Genomic DNA, 20,409 nt, shown 5'->3' with positions numbered 1-20,409 from the left:
TATATCAGGCGTGCGACCGGAGCGGCACTGGGTTAATCGTCGAGGCGCTCTTCCAGCTGGCGCACTTCGTAGGTCAGCTTGTCGAGGAACTGCATGCGCCGCATCAGGCGTTCGGCCTGTTCACGTTGCGCTGCATCATTCCAGCAAGCTGCGAAACTGTCGTTCAGTTTTTCCTGGGCCACTTTCAGGCGGCGCTTGAAGACGGCAACGCCATTAAGGTCGGCGCTGTCCTGCAGGTCTTCGAGCTCTTCGCGCAACTCCATCTGTTGCAGAAGAAACTCCGGATCATGCACCGTGACCTCCAGCGGCAACTCACCACCATTCAAGGCGAGCAGGTAACGCGCGCGCTTGGGTGGACTCTTGAGCGTCTGGTAGGCCTCGTTGAGGCTCGCGGATTGCTCTAGCGCCAGCCGCTGCTCCCGCTCGGAAGCGTCGGCAAAGCGGTCTGGATGAACACTGCGCGCCAACTCACGGTAGCGCGTAGCCAGCTGGTCGAGATCCAGGTTGAAGCTCGGTTGCAGCTCGAATAAAGCGAAATGACAAGGAGTACCCACGACAAGCCTCAGATGTTGAAGCTTTCGCCGCAGCCACATTCACCGCGCACGTTGGGGTTGTTGAACTTGAAGCCTTCGTTCAACCCTTCCTTGACGAAATCGAGCTCGGTGCCGTCCAGGTAGGCCAGGCTTTTCGGGTCGATGATCACTTTCTCGCCGTGACTCTCGAACACCTGGTCCTCTGCAACCACCTCGTCGACAAACTCCAGCACGTAGGCAAGGCCGGAGCAGCCCGTGGTGCGAACACCCAGGCGAATCCCCTCACCTTTGCCGCGCCCGTCAAGGGAGCGTCGCACGTGTCGAGCAGCCGCTTCTGTCATGCTGATAGCCATCGGTGACTCCTTACTCGTCGCCAAAAACTGAAAGTCAGATCAAGCCTTTCTTCTGCTTGTAGTCGCGAACAGCCGCCTTGATGGCGTCTTCGGCGAGTACCGAGCAGTGAATTTTGACTGGCGGCAGGGCCAGCTCTTCAGCCAGCTGGGTGTTCTTGATGGTTTCCGCTTCGTCCAGGGTCTTGCCCTTCATCCACTCGGTGGCGAGGGAGCTGGAAGCGATAGCCGAACCGCAGCCGTAGGTCTTGAACTTGGCATCTTCGATGATGCCGGCGTCGTTGACCTTGATCTGCAGGCGCATCACGTCGCCGCACGCCGGAGCGCCGACCATGCCGGTGCCGACATCAGGATCTTCCGCGTCCATCTTGCCGACGTTGCGCGGGTTTTCGTAGTGGTCGATGACCTTTTCGCTGTAAGCCATGATTCTCAATCCTCACTCATCAGGGCCGCTCTTGAGACCCTGTAGCTGCGCTTGCGTCAGTCGCCGCGTCGCTACAGGAGCTGTATCTGGCGGCTTCTTTATTTAGTGTGCCGCCCACTCGATCTTCGAGATATCGACGCCGTCTTTGTACATGTCCCACAGCGGCGACAAAGCGCGCAGCTTGGTAACGGCCTCGCAAACTTTCTGCGCGGCATAATCGATTTCTTCTTCGGTGGTGAAACGGCCGAAGGTGAAGCGGATCGAGCTGTGTGCCAGTTCGTCGTTGCGGCCCAGGGCGCGCAGTACGTACGAAGGCTCAAGGGACGCCGAGGTGCAGGCCGAACCGGACGAAACCGCCAGGTCCTTGAGCGCCATGATCAGCGACTCGCCTTCAACGTAGTTGAAGCTCAGGTTCAGGTTGTGCGGGACGCGGGCGGTCATGCTGCCGTTGACGTACAGCTCTTCCAGGTGCTCGACCTGCTTGTAGAAACGGTCGCTCAAGGCCTTGATGCGCACGTTCTCGGCAGCCATGTCTTCCTTGGCTACGCGGAAAGCTTCGCCCATGCCGACGATCTGGTGGGTCGCCAGGGTGCCCGAACGCATGCCGCGCTCGTGACCGCCGCCGTGCATGGTCGCTTCGATGCGAACACGTGGCTTGCGGCTGACGTACAGGGCGCCGATGCCTTTAGGACCGTAGGTCTTGTGGGCGGAGAACGACATCATGTCGACTTTCAGCTTCTGCAGGTCGATCTCGACCTTGCCAGTGGACTGGGCGGCGTCGACGTGGAACAGGATGCCCTTGGAACGGGTCAGTTCGCCGATGGCCGCGATGTCGTTGATGGTGCCGATTTCGTTGTTCACGTGCATGACCGAAACCAGGATGGTGTCGTCGCGCAGTTCGGCTTCGATCATCTCAGGCGTGACCAGGCCGTCGGTGCGAGGCTCGATGTAGGTCACTTCGAAACCTTCACGCTCCAGTTGGCGCATGGTGTCCAGGACAGCCTTGTGCTCGATCTTGGTGGTGATCAGGTGCTTGCCTTTGGTGGCATAGAAATGTGCCGCACCCTTGATTGCCAGGTTGTCGGATTCGGTGGCACCGGAGGTCCAGACGATTTCGCGCGGGTCGGCGTTGACCAGGTCGGCCACCTGACGACGGGCATTTTCGACGGACTCTTCGGCTTTCCAGCCAAACACGTGGGAACGGGACGCCGGGTTACCGAAGTTTCCGTCGACCAGCAGGCATTCACTCATCTTTTGCGCGACACGCGGATCAACCGGGGTAGTCGCAGAGTAATCAAGGTAAATCGGCAATTTCATGGACTATCTCCTAAATCAGGCTGGCTGGCGTGCCGCTAGCTCTCTGGCTGTCATTCGACGGCGGACGCTTCAATCTTGTCCAGGCGTGGCGCCTTGCTGTTGCAACGGCGTTGATCCTGACGCTGGGCTACTTCTTGCACCTCACGGCGAGTCACAAGGTCAGCCAAGCTGATACCGCTCAGAAATTCGTGAATCTGCAGGCTCAGATCGCACCACAAGTGGTGGGTCAGGCAGGTGTCGCCTTGATGGCAATCACCCTGGCCCTGGCATTTGGTTGCATCGACCGATTCGTTCACCGCATCGATCACCTGGGCGACCTGGATACCTTGCATGTCGCGTGACAGCTGGTAACCGCCGCCTGGACCGCGAACGCTGGACACCAGATTGCTACGGCGCAATTTGGCAAACAGCTGCTCGAGGTAGGACAGGGAGATGCCTTGGCGCTCGGAGATATCGGCCAGGGACACGGGCCCGTGCTGCGCGTGCAACGCCAGGTCGAGCATGGCGGTCACGGCGTATCGGCCTTTTGTAGTCAGTCGCATGGACAATTACCACGGAGTTCGGAATGAGGCGAGTATGCAATTCCCGAGTATTTAAGTCAACTATAAGACCTAGTACTTTAGTCAGGTTTACCCGCAAAAGAGCGGCCGCATCATATCAGGATCTGCGACTTAATGGCACACCGCTTAGCGCGGTGCCATTGTCTAAATGCGACCTGTAGGAGCTGCCGCAGGCTGCGATCTTTTGATTTTGCTTATATTAAGACAAGATCAAAAGATCGCAGCCTGCGGCAGCTCCTACAGGGGGGGGGGATTCAGCCGGCCTGACTCTGATCCTTGTCCTTCACACAGGCGAAGTCTTCTTCGCGCAGCGAAGGCAGGTCCTTGGCACAGTAATTACTGCCCAGGTCCTTCAACGCCCCGCACATCCCCTCCAGACGCCCATCGACCGCCTGCAGGTGGTCGAGCAACTGGTTGATGGCGCGTGCCACCGGGTCCGGCATGTCTTCAGTCACGCCATAGGCATCGAAGCCAATCTTCTCGGCCATGGCCTTGCGCTTGGCATCCAGCTCCTGGTCCGGCTTGACGATGATCCGCCCCGGAATGCCCACCACCGTGGCGCCAGGCGGCACCTCTTTGGTCACAACGGCATTGGAGCCGACTTTGGCACCCGCCCCCACAGTGAACGGGCCAAGCACCTTGGCACCGGCGCCGACCACCACACCATCACCCAGGGTCGGGTGGCGCTTGCCCTTGTTCCAACTAGTGCCGCCCAGGGTCACGCCCTGGTAAATGGTCACGTCATCGCCGATTTCGGCGGTTTCACCAATGACGATGCCCATGCCATGGTCAATGAAGAATCGCCGGCCGACCTTGGCCCCCGGGTGGATCTCGATCCCGGTCAGCCAGCGGCCGAAGTTCGACACCAGCCGCGCCAGCCATTTAAGGTCGGCGCGCCACAGCATCGCCGACAAACGGTGGATCCAGATGGCATGCATGCCGGGGTAGCAGGTCAGGACTTCAAAAGCGTTACGCGCTGCCGGGTCTCGATGGAAAACACTCTGGATATCTTCACGCAAACGCTCAAACATCATTAATCCTTCCGCTTAAGAAGCTCACCACGGGCCGCTTTCTGGGTTTCCGTGAGGATGCCACGCAAAATGTTCATTTCCGCTCGGCTGACCGAGCTGCGTCCGTACAACCGGCGCAGGCGCGCCATCAAGTGCCGTGGTTTTTCCGGGTCGAGGAATTCGATGGACACCAGGGTTTGTTCCAGGTGCTCATAGAACCGCTCCAGCTCATCCATAGTCGCCAGCTCAGCGCTTTTGACCGATGCCACTTCTTCCTTCTCGACCTTGGTTGGCTGACCTTGGGCGGCCAGCCAGGCCATGCGCACTTCATAACTCAACACCTGCACCGCCGCCCCAAGGTTCAGCGAACTGAACTCAGGGTCTGATGGAATGTGCACGTGATAGTGACATCGCTGCAGCTCTTCGTTGGTCAGGCCGGAATCTTCACGACCGAACACCAGGGCGATCTCGGCCCCCTGCCCGGCCTCCTCGACCACTTTGGTCCCGCATTCGCGCGGGTCCAGCAGCGGCCAGGGAATGCGCCGGTCGCGAGCACTGGTGCCCAGCACCAGATTGCAGCCGACCAAGGCATCTTCCAAGGTGGCGACGACTTGCGCCTTTTCAAGGATGTCACCGGCACCGGAAGCACGGGCATCGGCCTCGTGGTGCGGAAACAGGCGTGGTTCGACCAGCACCAGGCGCGACAGCCCCATGTTTTTCATGGCGCGCGCGGTCCCGCCGATATTGCCCGGATGGCTGGTATTGACCAGGACGACACGAATGTTTTGCAGCAAGGGAGGCGCTCTCGAACACATTATCGGGAGCAGAATCTTACAGCGCCCACTACCGTTAAGCCATGAAAGCGAACGTCGTCCTTCTCCTGTAGAAACTTTCTGATAGAATGCCCGGCTTTCTTTAACAACCTTAGGTGACACATCCATGCAGCCCATGCTGAATATCGCGCTGCGCGCCGCCCGCAGCGCCAGTGAATTGATCTTCCGCTCCATCGAGCGCCTGGATACCATCAAGGTCGACGAAAAAGACGCCAAGGATTACGTATCCGAGGTGGACCGCGCCGCCGAACAGAAAATCATCGACGCACTGCGCAAGGCGTACCCGAATCACTCGATCATGGGTGAAGAGACCGGCCTGCACGCCGGCACCGGCATCGAAGGCGAAGAGTACCTGTGGATCATCGATCCGCTGGACGGCACCACCAACTTCCTGCGCGGCATTCCTCACTTCGCTGTCAGCATCGCCTGCAAATACCGCGGTCGCCTGGAACACGCTGTGGTCCTGGACCCGGTTCGTCAGGAAGAATTCACCGCCAGCCGTGGTCGCGGCGCCCAACTGAACGGCCGTCGCCTGCGCGTCAGCGGTCGCACAAGCCTGGACGGCGCCTTGCTGGGTACCGGCTTCCCGTTCCGTGACGACCAGATGGACAACCTCGACAACTACCTGGGCATGTTCCGCGCCCTGGTTGGCCAGACCGCCGGCATCCGCCGCGCTGGCTCGGCGAGCCTGGACCTGGCCTACGTGGCCGCCGGTCGTTTCGACGCCTTCTGGGAGTCGGGCCTGTCCGAGTGGGACATGGCAGCAGGCGCCCTGTTGATCCAGGAAGCAGGCGGCCTGGTGAGCGACTTCACCGGCGGTCATGACTTCCTTGAAAAAGGCCACGTCGTAGCCGGCAACACCAAATGCTTCAAGGCAGTACTGACGGCCATCCAGCCGCACCTGCCAGCCTCGCTGAAGCGCTAAGCGTCCAAGCGACAGAAAAAGCACCCTACGGGGTGCTTTTTTTATGCCTGGAATCCATCTCCGGCGGCAACACTACCCCCCTGTGGGAGCGAGCCTGCTCGCGAAAGCGGTGTATCAGCCGCCATCATTGCTGGATGCGGGGACGCCTTCGCGAGCAGGCTCGCTCCCACAGGGGATTGGGGTGCGGCATGACTCGTGCGCACAAAAAAGCACCCCGCAGGGTGCTTCTTTTTGAATCTGACTTCAGCGGATCAATGTGCCTGCTGATTCTCCGACAAGATCAACTTGCCCTCTTTATCCACAGGGATCTGGTTCCCTGGATCGCGATCCATCCGCACCTTGCCTTCCTTGCCATCAAGCGAATAACGCACGTCGTAACCCACGACCTTGTCGCTGATGTCATTCACCGTATTACAACGCGTCTGCGTCGTGGTGTAGGTGTCACGCTCTTGCATGCCCTCCTGCACCTTGTTACCGGCATAACCACCACCGACAGCGCCTGCAACCGTGGCAATCTTCTTGCCCGTGCCGCCGCCGATCTGGTTACCCAGCAAACCACCTGCCAGCGCACCTACCACGGTACCGGCAATCTGGTGTTGATCTTTGACCGGCGCTTGCCGGGTGACCGCCACATCCTTGCACACTTCACGTGGAGTCTTGATTTGCGTCTTGACCGGCTCAACCGCGAGTACTTGCGCGTACTCAGGGCCATTATCCTTAACCAGGCTGTAGGTGGCCACAGCACCGCCGGCAGTTACACCGACAGCACCCAGTACAGCACCAACCAGCATCGACTTGTTCACATGAACCTCCTGAACATCAAATGCGGAGCGCGTCCGCGCTTCTCCCAGCCTTGGAGTATAAAAAAAGGCGCGAGTTCAACTCGCGCCTTTTTGGACTACATCACTGAAGGAATTGCCCTTCAAGGACGGTCGTCGACTTCGCTCTCGGTGTTGACCGCAGGAATCAGGTCTTCGGAGCTCAGGTTCAGCCAGATCAGCACCACGTTGGCGATGTAGATCGACGAGTAAGTACCCGCCAGCACACCAATGAACAGCGCGATGGAGAAGCCGAACAGGTTGTCGCCACCGAAGAACAGCAGGGCCGCGATCGCCAGCAAGGTAGAGATCGAGGTGGCCATGGTGCGCAGCAGGGTTTGCGTGGTCGAGATGTTGATGTTCTCGATCAGGCTGGCCTTGCGCAGTACCCGGAAGTTCTCACGAACCCGGTCGAATACCACGATGGTGTCGTTGAGCGAGTAACCGATGATCGCCAGTACCGCCGCCAGCACCGTCAGGTCGAAGGTGATCTGGAAGAACGACAGGATACCGATGGTCACGATCACGTCGTGGATCAGGGACACGATCGCCCCGACCGCGAACTTCCACTGGAAGCGGAACGCCAGGTAGATCAGGATGCCGCCCAGCGCCATCAGCATGCCGAGGCCGCCCTGGTCGCGCAGTTCTTCACCAACCTGCGGGCCCACGTACTCGACGCGCTTGACCACAGCCGGGTTGTCGCCACCGACTTTTTGCAGCGCTTCAGCGACTTGATGACCCAGTTGCGGGTCTTCACCCGGCATACGCACCAGCAAATCGGTGGTTGCACCAAAGCTCTGCACGATGGCGTCGTTATAACCCGAAGTGGCCAGCTGCTCACGCACCTTGGTGACATCGGCCGGACGCTCGTAGGTCAGCTCGATGAGCGTACCGCCGGTGAAGTCCAGGCCCCAGTTCATGCCCTTGGTGACGACACTGAACAAGGCCAGCACGGTAAGGAACAATGTGACGCCGAACGCAACGTTGCGAACGCCCATGAAGTTGATTGTACGTAACATGGCAGCCCCTTAAATCCACAACTTCTTGAAGTCACGTCCGCCGAAGATCAGGTTGACCATCGCGCGGGTCACCATGATGGCCGTGAACATCGAGGTAAAGATCCCGAGGGACATGGTCACTGCGAAACCCTTGACTGGGCCGGTGCCCATCGCAAAGAGAATCCCGCCGACCAACAAGGTGGTCAGGTTGGCGTCGAGAATCGCGGTAAATGCCCGGCCGAAGCCTTCATTGATTGCCCGCTGAACAGTCATGCCCGCCGCAATCTCTTCACGAATCCGCGAGAAGATCAGCACGTTGGCGTCGACCGCCATACCCATGGTCAACACGATACCGGCGATGCCCGGCAGGGTCAGCGTGGCCCCCAGCAGCGACATCAAGGCCAGCAGCAACACCATGTTCACCGTCAGTGCAACGGTGGCGATGATACCGAAGAAGCGGTAGATGGCGATGATGAACAGCGAGACAAACAGCATGCCCCACAGCGACGCATCGATACCTTTGGTGATGTTGTCGGCACCCAGGCTCGGGCCAATGGTGCGCTCTTCAGCGAAGTACATCGGTGCAGCCAGGCCACCGGCACGCAGCAGCAGGGCCAGTTCGGACGACTCGCCCTGGCCGTTCAGGCCGGTGATGCGGAATTGCGCACCCAGCGGCGACTGGATGGTCGCCAGGCTGATGATCTTCTTCTCTTCTTTGAACGTTTGAACCGGAACGTCTTTCTCGACGCCGTTGACCACTTGCTTGGTGTAAGTGGTGACCGGGCGCTGCTCGATGAAGATCACCGCCATGCTGCGACCCACGTTCGAACGGGTCGCGCGGCTCATCAGCTCGCCACCATGGCCATCCAGGCGGATGTTCACTTCTGGCGTACCGTTTTCGCCGAAACCAGCCTTGGCGTCGGTCACCTGGTCACCGGTGATGATCAGGCCACGCTCGATCAGCGCAGGAGGACGCTTGCCCTCACGGAACTCGAATTCCTCGGACGTGGCCTTCGAAGCGCCAGGCTCGGCGGCCAGGCGGAACTCAAGGTTGGCCGTCTTGCCGAGGATACGCTTGGCTTCGGCTGTGTCCTGCACGCCCGGCAGCTCAACCACGATGCGGTTGGCGCCCTGACGCTGGACGATCGGTTCGGCAACACCCAGCTCGTTGACGCGGTTACGGACCGTGGTCAAGTTCTGCTTGATGGAGTATTCACGGATTTCCGCCAGCTTGGCCGGGGTCATCGCCAGACGCAGCACCGGTTGGCCATTGAGGTCGGCCGGAACAATGTCGAAATCGTTGAAATTCTTGCGGATCAGGCTGCGGGCCTGTTCACGGCTGTCTTCATCGGAGAAGCCCAGCTGAATGGCGCCGTTGAGTTGCGGCAGGCTGCGATAGCGCAGTTTCTCTTTACGCAACAGGCTCTTTACATCGCCTTCGTACACTTTCAAGCGTGCATCCAGGGCTTTGTCCATGTCCACTTCCAGCAGGAAGTGCACGCCACCGGACAAGTCCAGGCCCAGCTTCATCGGGTGCGCGCCCAGGCTGCGCAGCCATTGCGGGGTGGTTTGCGCCAGGTTCAGTGCAACGACGTAGTCATCACCCAATGCCTTGCGCACGACGTCTTTGGCCGGCAACTGGTCTTCAGCCTTGGTCAGGCGAATCAAACCGCCCTTGCCGTTGGCAGCCAGGGTGGCAGCCTTGACGCTGATCCCGGATTCCTTGAGCGCAGCGCTCACACGATCCAGATCAGCCTGATTGACCTGCAGTGCAGTGCTTGCACCGCTGACCTGAATGGCCGGGTCATCAGGATAAAGATTGGGAGCGGAATAAATCAGACCGATCGCCAGCACCGCCAGGATCAGAATGTATTTCCACAGAGGGTATTTGTTCAGCATCACGCCGCCCGCTTATGACGCGGGGCGCCTTGCGCGCCCCGTCGATTGAGTAAAAGTTGAAACTTAGATCGCTTTGAGCGTGCCTTTTGGCAGCGTGGCGGCGATGGCGCCTTTCTGGAACTTCATTTCGACGGTGTCGGAAACTTCCAGAACCACGAAATCGTCGGCCACTTTGGTGATCTTGCCGGCGATGCCGCCGGTGGTCACCACTTCGTCGCCTTTCTGCAGGCTGCTCAGCAGGTTCTTCTGCTCTTTGGCGCGCTTGGCCTGTGGACGCCAGATCATCAGGTAGAAGATGACCAGGAAGCCGACCAGGAAAATCCACTCAAAGCCGCCGCCCATAGGGCCTGCCGCAGGTGCAGCAGCGTCTGCCATGGCGTTAGAGATAAAAAAGCTCATTTAGCACTCCAGTTGCAAATGTTGAATATTGGGGTCAGGAAACTCAGTCCAAAGGCGGCACGGGTAGCCCGCGCTTGGCGTAGAAGGCATCGACAAAGGCGGCCAATGTACCCTGTTGAATAGCCTCGCGCAAACCAGCCATAAGCACTTGATAATGACGCAAGTTATGGATGGTATTGAGCATGCTTCCCAGCATTTCGCCGCACTTGTCCAGGTGATGCAGATAAGCACGGGAGAAGTTCTGGCAGGTATAGCAATCGCAGGTCGGATCCAGCGGCGAATCATCATGGCGATGGAACGCGTTACGGATCTTGATCACGCCTGTGTCAATGAACAGATGCCCATTGCGGGCATTACGGGTTGGCATCACGCAATCGAACATGTCCACACCGCGGCGCACACCCTCCACGAGATCTTCCGGTTTGCCAACGCCCATAAGGTAACGAGGTTTGTCAGCCGGCATCTGGCCCGGCAGATAGTCCAGCACCTTTATCATTTCATGCTTGGGCTCGCCCACCGACAGACCGCCGATGGCCAGGCCGTCGAAGCCGATCTTGTCCAGGCCCTCCAGGGAGCGCATGCGCAAATCCTGGTGCATGCCGCCCTGAACGATACCGAACAGCGCCGCCGTGTTGTCGGCATGGGCGTTTTTCGAGCGCTGGGCCCAGCGCAGCGACAACTCCATGGACACGCGAGCGACGTCTTCGTCGGCCGGGTACGGCGTGCATTCGTCAAAAATCATTACGATGTCCGAGCCCAGGTCGCGCTGGACCTGCATCGACTCTTCCGGGCCCATGAACACCTTGGCGCCGTCGACCGGGGAGGCGAAGGTCACGCCCTCCTCCTTGATCTTGCGCATGGCGCCCAGGCTGAACACCTGGAAACCACCGGAGTCGGTCAAAATCGGGCCTTTCCACTGCATGAAATCGTGCAGGTCGCCGTGCTTCTTGATCACTTCCATGCCCGGGCGCAGCCACAGGTGGAAGGTGTTGCCCAGAATGATTTCCGCGCCAGTGGCCTCGATATCCCGCGGCAACATGCCCTTGACCGTGCCGTAGGTGCCCACCGGCATGAAGGCCGGGGTTTCGACGGTACCGCGTGGGAAGGTCAAACGACCGCGACGAGCCTTGCCGTCAGTAGCAAGTAACTCAAACGACATACGACATTGGCGACTCATTCTTTGTCCTCGGGGCCACGTGGTGCGGGGTTACGGGTGATAAACATCGCATCACCGTAGCTGAAAAAGCGATATTCGTTGTCGACGGCGGCCTTATAGGCGGCCATGGTTTCCGGATAACCGGCAAACGCCGAGACCAGCATCAACAACGTGGATTCAGGTAAATGGAAATTGGTGACCAGGGCATCGACCACATGAAACGGCCGGCCCGGGTAGATGAAAATGTCGGTATCGCCGCTGAACGGCTTGAGCACGCCATCGCGGGCGGCACTTTCCAGGGAACGCACGCTGGTCGTCCCCACCGCCACCACCCGACCGCCGCGAGCGCGACAGGCGGCCACCGCATCCACCACGTCCTGGCCAACTTCCAGCCATTCAGTGTGCATGTGGTGGTCTTCGATCTTCTCGACCCGCACCGGCTGGAAGGTGCCAGCACCCACGTGCAGGGTCACGAACGCCGTCTCAACGCCCTTGGCGGCAATCGCCTCCATCAGCACCTGATCGAAATGCAGCCCCGCCGTCGGCGCCGCCACCGCGCCCAGGCGCTGGGCGTAGACGGTCTGGTAACGCTCGCGGTCCGAGCCTTCGTCCGGGCGGTCTATATAAGGAGGCAGCGGCATGTGCCCGACGCGGTCGAGCAGCGGCAATACCTCTTCGGCAAAGCCCAGCTCGAACAACGCATCATGACGCGCCAGCATCTCGGCCTCGCCACCGCCGTCGATCAAAATCTTCGACCCGGGCTTGGGCGACTTGCTGGAACGCACATGGGCCAGCACGCGATGACTGTCCAGCACCCGCTCCACCAGGATTTCCAGCTTGCCGCCGGAAGCCTTCTGGCCAAACAGCCGCGCCGGGATCACCCGGGTATTGTTGAACACCATCAAATCGCCAGGGCGCAAATGCTCCAGCAAATCAGTGAATTGACGGTGTGCCAGGGCGCCGCTGACCCCATCCAGGGTCAACAGGCGACTACCGCGACGCTCGGCCAAAGGGTGGCGGGCGATCAGCGAATCAGGGAGCTCGAAAGTAAAGTCAGCAACGCGCATGATGGGGTTCGTCTAGCAGGGCCGGGAAGTCTAGCGGAAATATCAAAAATTCTCCATGTACCTGATTGACCGACGGTTATCTCATCTTTATACTCCGCGGCCATTGCCCTGATGGCGGAATTGGTAGACGCGGCGGATTCAAAATCCGTTTTCGAAAGGAGTGGGAGTTCGAGTCTCCCTCGGGGCACCAAATTAAGAAAGGTCTTGCTTAGCAAGGCCTTTTTTTTTCGCCCGCAGAAAAGCACCTGACACCCCGCGCCAACGCGCTGACCTGTAGGAGCTGCCGAAGGCTGCGATCTTTTGATCTTGCTTCTCTCTTTTGCCCTTCACCCTGACCCTTTCACAAGGACTCCCCCCATGGAATCGCACCTGGAAACCGTCGCCCTCTTCTCCCTCAAGCTGACTTATGAGACGGAAGGTTCAAGCCCGATTTTGCGGGATGATTTGGTCATGGGTGATTACCAACGGGATGTGTTTGAGCTGCTGGTGCGGCGGGGGGATGTTGAGGGGATTCAGGTGAAGGTGGGTGAGTGTGTGGGGTTGGCGTTGGAGGCTGTTGGGGGTGTGGATAAGCCGTTGGGGCGGGAGTTGCGTAGGTTGGCGGGGGAATTTTCCAACATTCAGACGATCACGCATCTTGATGCCCCGCTCATCGCGCTCAAGGATTATCTGAAAGTCATCCAATGATTGACGGCGAGCGATCGAAAAAACGGGAACGCCCGTAGCCGGGCCGAAGTTGGTCGCCATATTCATCCAATAATAAATCTGAGAATCATCTGCCCTGCCCCCTGCTCTGAAGTTGCACGCTCCTTTTAGGCCCTACCAACGTTGCTGATACACCCGACTGACGGTGCGTCTTTGATCGAGGTGGTTTTGAGTGCTGGGACTTGTACCAGTGCGAAAAATCGCCGGATAAGGTATGCAGGCTGCTACCCAGCTCTGCGATGCCACCTTTACCCCTTGACACAAGTTCAAACAAAGGACGCTTGCTTTGCGTCCGTAGCAAGGCGAGGATGAACCATCAAATAGCCATCATCGAAGGAGATTGCGATGCCGCTTCAAACAAGGAACGTGTTTGTAGATACAGAATTTTTTGTAAAAGCTGGTTTGGATTTTTCATCAAAGACACTGGAATCATTCAAAGAGATCTGTGGTGATGGCGAGCTGAATCACCTCACAACCACGATAGTCGTCCGCGAGGTAAAACGTAAGATTAGTGAGCATATTGGGGACGCTCTTAACGGGGTCAACGCATTTCGCCGCAAAGCAAAAATTTTAACAAACTCCAATGATACGGGAGTTAAAAACCTATTTGCTCCATTCGACCAAAAAGAAATCGAAAACCATGCAATTCAAGTTTTTGATAATTTCCTCGATGAGTCGAACACCACCATTGTCGATCTGAGCAAAGTGGATGGCAATGAAATTGTCGATATGTATTTTGATCAAAGCCCTCCATTTCAGGGAGGCAAAAAGAAAAACGAATTCCCTGATGCGTTTACGCTTCTAGCGATTCGGAGTGCTCTTAAAAGCCGAGAAGAAATATACGTCGTTTCTGAAGATAAAGATTTAATCACATTCTGCGAAGAGAACCCTCGCTTCCTTCAAATCGAGAGCCTAAGCAAGCTTCTTGATCTCTACAACGCACATGATGAAGATCGCTCGAAATTCATCAAAGACTACATTGAAGATCATGAAGAAGAAATCAAGCAGAACATCAAATCTCAGATTGAGGATGCAGATGCCTACAACTCATCAACTTGGGAAGATGCTGAGGTAGATGAGTTCACTATTATTAATGTTGGTGACTTCGAGCCATCAATCATCCATATAGATGATGAAAATTGTCAAATTGTTTGCGATCTTGAGGTCCGTTACCGGGTGTCTGTAACGGGGCCGGATTATGCCAATGGTCGATACGACAGAGAAGATGATGTCATCTATACATTTGACGATACCACGCAGGTCGAGGAAGGGAAGCTTGAATTCACTGTAGAAATCGATCTATCTTATGAGGTAGATGATGGGGAATTTACCATTCAAGACATGGATATTCACGTTCAAGGGCTACATAGCGGCATCGAATTTTCTGTTGAAGAAACCCCTTACGAAGATTACCGATAGCTTGATCAGTGAATAGCATTAAAAATTAAAAGATAAGGGCCGCTATTGCGGCCTTTTTTCTGATGGGGCGCTTCGCTTGGAAAAAATGAAAAAAAGGGAACGGATTTATTTTCAGATTCACTTTCATAAAGCAAAGAATAAAGGACAATAAATCCGCCCCCTTCCCCACCGCCCCCTTCCCCCCCCAAAAGCCCGACCGACGCTGGTTATCACGTCTATAATAAATCTGCGCGCCTATCCCCGTTGCTTATCCCGGACACCGGGTATCAACAAAGCGTTGCCAGCTTCAATATATCTTAGAAATGACGGGCTTCCACATTGAATGACTGCTTAAGCTCAAACGACGTGAACCATAGATGATTAGTAAGACGGTGCCACTTAAATCAATGAAGCGGGTCAGCATTTCAAAATTTCAGGATCTATTACCCAAGCTTCGAGGTCGAGTATTTCACGTCACGACATCAGATTATTATGAAAAAATCCTAGTCTCTGAGGAGCTCATCCCGAGTGATCTCGGCCATCCTTCCCCCTTTGGCAATACGCTTAACGGCTACTTCCGTTTGAAAGGATGCGTTTCCTTGTTTGACTACCGCAGATACGAGTCTCCTGAATGGGAGGAGTTTTACGATAGGTGCCTACCAACTATGCCACTTAAACCTGAAACACCCATCGTAATACTATTTCTCTCACCGCACTTCTATGAACAACTCATCAGCTGGGAAAACTGGAAGACAGAGCAATGCTGGTCTCAGCGAGTTGTCCCCCATGTGGAATGCGGCTTTCCTGGAGGAATTCCACTTTCGTACATACATGACCAGCTATGGATTACAAAAAAATAGAAGAATAATAAATCCGTTCCCCTTTCCCTACCTTTTCCCCACTTTCCCCTCTCTTTTCCCTCTTGCCCCTTAGTCCCATTTTCCCTTCATTGCCTACATCTCATCTCCCTAGCGCACTGACTTCGTGCATCGCACCTTCAAAATCACTGCTCCAAGTAAAAAATGAAAAAAGGAGAAATGTTTTTGTTAATTGACACCCCTCCTTTTTACACCACCTTTTACGTTCTACTATCTTGATCAAGTAAAACGTTTACATCCTGTTCTAGAACTGCGCTTTCGACAAAAGAACCCATCACCGAAGCCATAGAGCTATAAATTCCGGAACTTTTGCTACTCCCTTCAAAAGTCAGCACAAACGAAACCTCTTGCTCCGGTAATTCATGATGGCTATTCATATTGAACTGGTAAAGATCACGAGCAAAAACTCGCGCATACAATCGAACAGTCTTCACATCAATTGACTTTCGTTTGAATGTGTTGCAATGACGTCGAATTGGCGACCATTTTGAAAGCTCAGCCCGTGCCTCCATTTCCGTTTCCTTCGACTCCTTCATTGAGCCTAAAAGATTTACCGTATCGCCCGCAGGCGAGTCGGCTTGGAGTGCGACCTGCAATCGAGTTGAAAAATAATTTGGACCACCTAGCTCTGACACTTCGGGCTTTAAAATTGCAGTTAATGTAGCTCGCCCTGCCAACTTACCACCCTTCAACATTTCTGGCGGTATCGGGATCTCATTCCAATAATAGGCATACCCAGGCTTTATCTTAGACACCCACGCGAGAGTCACCGCCCCCTCTTTACAAAGCCAAGGCTCCAAGCCATTCGCCCAAGGACTGCCCCACCCTAAGTCATTACAATGTTCATCACCATCAGCATTGTTAATTAGCAGCGCCCGCACTAAATCAGGCGTAGGAGACTTTAGGTTAGCAAATGTATGTGCTGCCAATGAAGATACAAGTGCCGTGCTATAACTAGTGCCCACATGGGTCCCCCCCCCGATCATCCGAAGCTCAGAGAACCAAGAAAGATCAGGTTTCTTCATGCCTGCGGGAGCAGGCCCCCGGAGGCTCTGCAAACATGGCGTCGCGGGTATTCCTGTAGCACTCGCTGTCCGCCCACTAATAGTAAGTGCTGACTCGCAGTCTGCAGGCGGGCAAAGTTCTTTCGCATTAACGACCGATGAATTCCCAATAGATATAACCGGAAGAAACCCATGCTTCCTCGCCAACTTATTTATTTCATGCCCAAGATAACTAATTTCCTCAGGATTCGCATTTGGGAGAACCTCATTAAACGAAAGATTCCATACTCTTGCTCCCTTCAAATCGCTTTCAGCAAGGCCATTCAAATACTCGACGAAACGGCTTGGAGTAGGTTGAACCCGCACTCCATCCTTCGTAAGTACTTGCGCAGTTACGAAATTGCAATCCAATTTTGGCAATAACAGCATGTTATTCCAAGCATGACCTTGGCAAACCAAAGAAGAAATTTGATTACCGTGAACTAGATCAGCAGAATACATATCAACAAGTGGTGGCGCACACAAAACCTCGCAGTGCTGATAACTCGAGGCGGATCTTCCCCCATCAACGATAACAACTGTTGGCAATTTGGTGGCAGTTGTAGGTGGCTTTGGCTCAGGCCCTTTACCAGGAGGCGATGAAGCTACAGAAATTTGAGAAACAGGTTCAATCCTATACGAAACTCCAGATGCCGCAAGTTGCTGAAGACTTTCTTCATCGTCAACCAATGCAGAAAATGATGCATTTCCCGTGGCCAAATATCGATTTAACACTTTAATAAAACTTTGCGGAATAGGCGTTTGATTAGCCGAAACCACCACCTCCGCATCTGCTATATCGAATGGATTAGAATAACTCTCATCGCCATAAGAAATTTTCTTTTCATTATAAAAACTCATAAGCGCATCGCAAACCGACTGCCGGGATGCTAGGTCGTTGAACGGCATTAACCAGAAGTTGAATTGATTCGCATAAGGTCTTCTACCCCAAATTTCTTTGGAAGTTTTATTTCTTAATGTCTCTTTTGAATCAAAAACAGCTACCGACTGCACACGTGAGATATCAACTAGATCCACAACGGTATTGGCGATCCTGAGACGCTTTGACATTTCTTTGAATTTTGACACGTCGACTTCGACCAAATAACCATCAAATGCCGGCGCCACAACTCTACACCCGAAATTCGGATTAAAAATATCCTTGGGAGTCCAAGATGGCGCATTTGAATCTTTAAACATACGCGCAATGATATGCGTCTTATTCGCATGCTTTGAGATCACACTTTTTCGTTCATCAAAACTTTCGAAGCTTTTTGCAAGAACTTCCCGCTGCTGCAAAAGCCTATAACTAACAATCCCCTCCCTACTTTTACCTCCGGCAGTTATACTAGATGGTGTTGGATCTTTCAACAACGTGAGCACAGGATTAAGTAGAGGACTATTATTCGATCCTTGGACCATTTTATATTTCCTTTAGATAGCTTGAAACAGTCTGACGACTTACACCCAGAAGCTTCCATATCTCAGACTGATTCATTTTTATTTTCTTATGCAGTGTAACAACCAGGCTTTTTTTCTCCTGCGTAGACAACTCCCTAGATACAGGAATAGCGCTGTTACTAGCAACACTATTAAGTGTTGCCTGGACAATTGCTGCCAAATTGAGAGGCTGCTTACTCAGGATGCTTCTCCGCCGAGCGGACAATGAAATACTTTCAATATCAGCACCAGTTAAATTTTCTGAAGCTTTGGCTAGCGCACTACACACTACTTCATCGCCTTGATCAGCGAAGAGAAAATGCCCCCAAAGATCTGCTCGAACCTTTTCATTTGGAGATGCAAGATTTATCTTGTAAGGGAAACGCCTCCAAATAGCAGGATCCAATAATCCACTATGGTTAGTTGCTGCAATCACCACAGCACTATCATCGAGAGAGTCCAACCCTTGAATAAGGGTATTTACGACACGCTTAAGCTCTCCAAGTTCATGTTGGTCATCACGCAGCTTAGCGACGGCATCTACCTCATCAAGAAAAAGCACACCACACTTCTGCGGCACATAATCAAAAATCTGCCGTAAGTTTTTTGCTGTATCACCTAACAAAGAAGAAATCACAGAATCTAATCGCACTACGTAAAGCGGCTTATTTAATTGCGATGCAATATGTCCAGCGATAAGGCTTTTTCCAGTCCCAGGTGGTCCTGATAAAAGCAAATTAAGACGCCCTGCGAGACCATGGGCAACCAACTCATCCACATGTTTCACATCGGAAATGAACGTCTCAAAAACGTTCATGGCGTTCTCATCAATAAATAGAGGAGAAACAGGCCAAGCTTGCTCTTCCACCAAAGGCATTCGCGACTTGGGATCTACAGGTAGACTTTCCATATATCCAGAGTTTCTAAGCGGAACTCCCTTACGTCTTATGATCGATTTTATTTGCTGCGCAACCTCCAAATCGGTAGAGCTCAGCGATTTAGCTATACGGCCGCCAATGCTCTTTACCTCCGTATAATTCGCATCAAGTGAAGCCTCAATTAGCTCAACGATATCTTGTCTAGCGACGTGCATTTCAACCCCTGATTCAGCCTGCAACATCTCAGTAGAGGCCGTAAAGATATTTGAGCCTTTTGTAAGGTTTTTTCTTAGATTTGTCATCATTTTTTAGGATCTATGCTCAAAAAATCCTCCAAACGGTACAAGCATCGTCTATAGCTACTCAACGCCATCACTTCTCCTTCAAGCGCAAGGGGGCGACAGCTAATTCGACTATTCGGTATACGATTCGATTGGGGAATGCCGTAAACTCGTATTGAGCACATCCATGCACCCCACATCGCGACACTAAGCGTAAGCAAGGGCTTTCGGAGGTTGCAGGAAAAAGCCCCCCACGATACCCTTCCGCCGTCGCTGCCAATTTAGCGACCGGGCTTGGTAACCCGAGGTAAATCACTGCGCAACAGTGCTATGCGTTCGCAGGCGCTTTTTTTTCGCCTGCGATCTGCGTTATGGCGGCTGTGCGTAGGACGTCTTCGGACGTGCCGGTTTCCTTGATTTCCCGGTTTACCAACCTGCGCACAGCTGCCACCCATTCGCTTGGTAACGAATTGTGGCAGCTCTTCAAATTAAGGAGCTTCACGATGCGCAGTATCAATCCGTTTGAAATTTGGCTTTCCCCTCCACGCAATTCCCAATCGCTCAACACCCTCCCCCATTGCCGCTCCATCCTCGGAGGTGGCCAATGACTGAACAATCCGAACTCAAAACCATCGGCCTGACACCCGCCATCTACTGCGCGGATCAAGCGCTGTTTCATGTCACTCGCGGCGTTCCTCTCGGCGATGCGTTGTCCATGGCTTCCGATTTTCTGTTCCTGGCCAAGCCGCTCACTGAAGATGCTGCTTATGCCAGAGACACTGATCGTCATGCCTGGGCTGCGCATTATTTGACGTCGATGAGTAAGGCGTTGGTGGATGATGCGGTGAAGGTGCTGGAGCGGGATCGGGCGGTTGGTCCGATGGGCAAGCGGGCGGCGGAGGCTGGAGGGTAGCTTTTGCGTTTTAGACGTCAGGCATGACGCTTGTAGGGATGGGTTTGGTTGCGGGGGCTTTGGGCATTCTGTGGGCGTGGGGGTTGCCTTGGGTTTTTCGCGAGCATGCTCGCTCCTACAGGAAGCTGGTATGGGCAATCTTCGTGGTTTGTAAACAAGAAGGCCCGAATGTAATGCCGGACTGAGCCAGTCTGATGATTGTGGCAATTTCGATTTCGCATTGAACACTGGTTTTGGTGACACCCGTGCGGGTGGCTAGCTTCAGCACTGATGTTGGCTGGGCTGGCGTTATCGCTGGCAAGCCAGCTCCTACAGGGTATTGCGGAAGGCTGGTGGGTATTGTTTGGCCCTGGTGGGTGAGTTGTTTTTTTATGCAGGACCCCATTTGGTATTTGTGTTGGCTGGGCTGGTGCTTTCGCGAGCAGGCTCGCTCCCACAGGGGGTTCACACAGGGGTTTTGCGTGCCGTTCGGTTGGATTAGCCCCGAGTTTCGGGCTTTGGTTGAGCGGACCGCTGCTTTTCCCGGAATGGTTTTGCCCATCTGCTCCGCAGAATTGCCTACGGTTCTGAGGCTTCTTTCCACC

At 54.7% G+C, this 20,409-nt stretch carries 19 protein-coding genes and 1 tRNA gene; 5 read left to right on the top strand and 15 right to left on the bottom strand.

All coding sequences use genetic code 11. From position 1 onward, the window contains the following. Positions 1-32 precede the first annotated feature (32 nt). From hscB to trmJ, 7 genes are all read right to left on the bottom strand, one after another. Positions 33-554 carry a co-chaperone HscB gene (hscB, locus tag PG5_RS03000; RefSeq protein ID WP_008025499.1) on the bottom strand — a complete coding sequence of 174 codons (522 nt, stop codon included), beginning with the start codon at positions 552-554 and terminating at the stop codon, positions 33-35. An 8-nt stretch (positions 555-562) separates the two neighbouring features. After that, positions 563-886 carry an iron-sulfur cluster assembly protein IscA gene (gene iscA / locus PG5_RS02995; protein WP_003227904.1) on the bottom strand — a complete coding sequence of 108 codons (324 nt, stop codon included), beginning with the start codon at positions 884-886 and terminating at the stop codon, positions 563-565. Positions 887-920: 34 nt separating this feature from the next. Further along, on the bottom strand, positions 921-1,307 hold the full coding sequence (gene iscU / locus PG5_RS02990) for a Fe-S cluster assembly scaffold IscU (RefSeq protein WP_007974006.1): 387 nt from the start codon (positions 1,305-1,307) through the stop codon (positions 921-923). 102 nt (positions 1,308-1,409) lie between these two features. After that, on the bottom strand, positions 1,410-2,624 hold the full coding sequence (locus PG5_RS02985) for an IscS subfamily cysteine desulfurase (RefSeq protein WP_020795599.1): 1,215 nt from the start codon (positions 2,622-2,624) through the stop codon (positions 1,410-1,412). 50 nt (positions 2,625-2,674) lie between these two features. Then, entirely contained in the window at positions 2,675-3,166 is a 492-nt protein-coding gene (iscR, locus tag PG5_RS02980; RefSeq protein ID WP_007903581.1) for a Fe-S cluster assembly transcriptional regulator IscR, read from the bottom strand. 272 nt (positions 3,167-3,438) lie between these two features. Continuing rightward, positions 3,439-4,215: a serine O-acetyltransferase gene (cysE, locus tag PG5_RS02975; RefSeq protein ID WP_020795597.1), complete on the bottom strand. Its 777-nt coding sequence runs from the start codon at positions 4,213-4,215 to the stop codon at positions 3,439-3,441. Between the two features lie 2 nt (positions 4,216-4,217). Continuing rightward, entirely contained in the window at positions 4,218-4,988 is a 771-nt protein-coding gene (gene trmJ / locus PG5_RS02970) for a tRNA (cytosine(32)/uridine(32)-2'-O)-methyltransferase TrmJ (RefSeq protein WP_020795596.1), read from the bottom strand. Between the two features lie 145 nt (positions 4,989-5,133). Between trmJ and suhB the strand changes: the two genes are divergently transcribed. Beyond that, positions 5,134-5,952, top strand: coding sequence for an inositol-phosphate phosphatase (gene suhB / locus PG5_RS02965; protein WP_007941397.1), 819 nt, complete (start codon positions 5,134-5,136; stop codon positions 5,950-5,952). 251 nt (positions 5,953-6,203) lie between these two features. Here the strand turns inward: suhB and PG5_RS02960 are convergent, their stop codons facing one another. From PG5_RS02960 to queA, 6 genes are all read right to left on the bottom strand, one after another. Next, on the bottom strand, positions 6,204-6,755 hold the full coding sequence (locus PG5_RS02960; protein WP_020795595.1) for a glycine zipper 2TM domain-containing protein: 552 nt from the start codon (positions 6,753-6,755) through the stop codon (positions 6,204-6,206). Positions 6,756-6,874: 119 nt separating this feature from the next. Beyond that, positions 6,875-7,789, bottom strand: coding sequence for a protein translocase subunit SecF (gene secF, locus PG5_RS02955; protein ID WP_020795594.1), 915 nt, complete (start codon positions 7,787-7,789; stop codon positions 6,875-6,877). Positions 7,790-7,798: 9 nt separating this feature from the next. Further along, positions 7,799-9,667, bottom strand: coding sequence for a protein translocase subunit SecD (gene secD / locus PG5_RS02950; protein WP_020795593.1), 1,869 nt, complete (start codon positions 9,665-9,667; stop codon positions 7,799-7,801). A gap of 63 nt (positions 9,668-9,730) precedes the next feature. Next, the gene (yajC, locus tag PG5_RS02945) at positions 9,731-10,066 is read right to left on the bottom strand and encodes a preprotein translocase subunit YajC (protein WP_007982729.1); all 336 of its coding nucleotides are present in this window, start codon (positions 10,064-10,066) and stop codon (positions 9,731-9,733) included. A 43-nt stretch (positions 10,067-10,109) separates the two neighbouring features. Next, positions 10,110-11,225, bottom strand: a complete 1,116-nt coding sequence (gene tgt / locus PG5_RS02940; RefSeq protein WP_020795592.1) for a tRNA guanosine(34) transglycosylase Tgt — start codon at positions 11,223-11,225, stop codon at positions 10,110-10,112. Positions 11,226-11,239: 14 nt separating this feature from the next. Then, on the bottom strand, positions 11,240-12,289 hold the full coding sequence (gene queA, locus PG5_RS02935; protein WP_020795591.1) for a tRNA preQ1(34) S-adenosylmethionine ribosyltransferase-isomerase QueA: 1,050 nt from the start codon (positions 12,287-12,289) through the stop codon (positions 11,240-11,242). A 105-nt stretch (positions 12,290-12,394) separates the two neighbouring features. Here queA and PG5_RS02930 point away from each other — a divergent pair. The 3 genes from PG5_RS02930 to PG5_RS02920 all read left to right on the top strand — a co-directional run bounded on the left by PG5_RS02930 (position 12,395) and on the right by PG5_RS02920 (position 14,413). Further along, positions 12,395-12,479: transfer RNA gene (locus PG5_RS02930), tRNA-Leu, on the top strand. A 167-nt stretch (positions 12,480-12,646) separates the two neighbouring features. Then, positions 12,647-12,976 carry a hypothetical protein gene (locus PG5_RS02925; RefSeq protein WP_020795590.1) on the top strand — a complete coding sequence of 110 codons (330 nt, stop codon included), beginning with the start codon at positions 12,647-12,649 and terminating at the stop codon, positions 12,974-12,976. Positions 12,977-13,339: 363 nt separating this feature from the next. Beyond that, the gene (locus PG5_RS02920; protein ID WP_020795589.1) at positions 13,340-14,413 is read left to right on the top strand and encodes a PIN domain-containing protein; all 1,074 of its coding nucleotides are present in this window, start codon (positions 13,340-13,342) and stop codon (positions 14,411-14,413) included. Between the two features lie 1,057 nt (positions 14,414-15,470). Here PG5_RS02920 and PG5_RS33155 read toward each other — a convergent pair. Next, a complete protein-coding gene (locus PG5_RS33155; protein WP_020795588.1) occupies positions 15,471-17,735 on the bottom strand; it encodes a S8 family serine peptidase in 2,265 nt (754 codons plus the stop codon). A gap of 1 nt (position 17,736) precedes the next feature. Then, positions 17,737-18,936, bottom strand: coding sequence for an ATP-binding protein (locus PG5_RS33150; RefSeq protein WP_020795587.1), 1,200 nt, complete (start codon positions 18,934-18,936; stop codon positions 17,737-17,739). 580 nt (positions 18,937-19,516) lie between these two features. Between PG5_RS33150 and PG5_RS02900 the strand changes: the two genes are divergently transcribed. Then, positions 19,517-19,825, top strand: coding sequence for a DUF3077 domain-containing protein (locus PG5_RS02900; protein ID WP_020795585.1), 309 nt, complete (start codon positions 19,517-19,519; stop codon positions 19,823-19,825). Positions 19,826-20,409: the final 584 nt, after the last annotated feature.

This window comes from Pseudomonas sp. G5(2012), from assembly GCF_000408945.1.
Classification (GTDB): Bacteria; Pseudomonadota; Gammaproteobacteria; order Pseudomonadales; family Pseudomonadaceae; genus Aquipseudomonas; species Aquipseudomonas umsongensis.
Note: the sequence above shows the minus strand (reverse complement) of the source record. Positions and strands in the feature narration are given on the sequence as shown.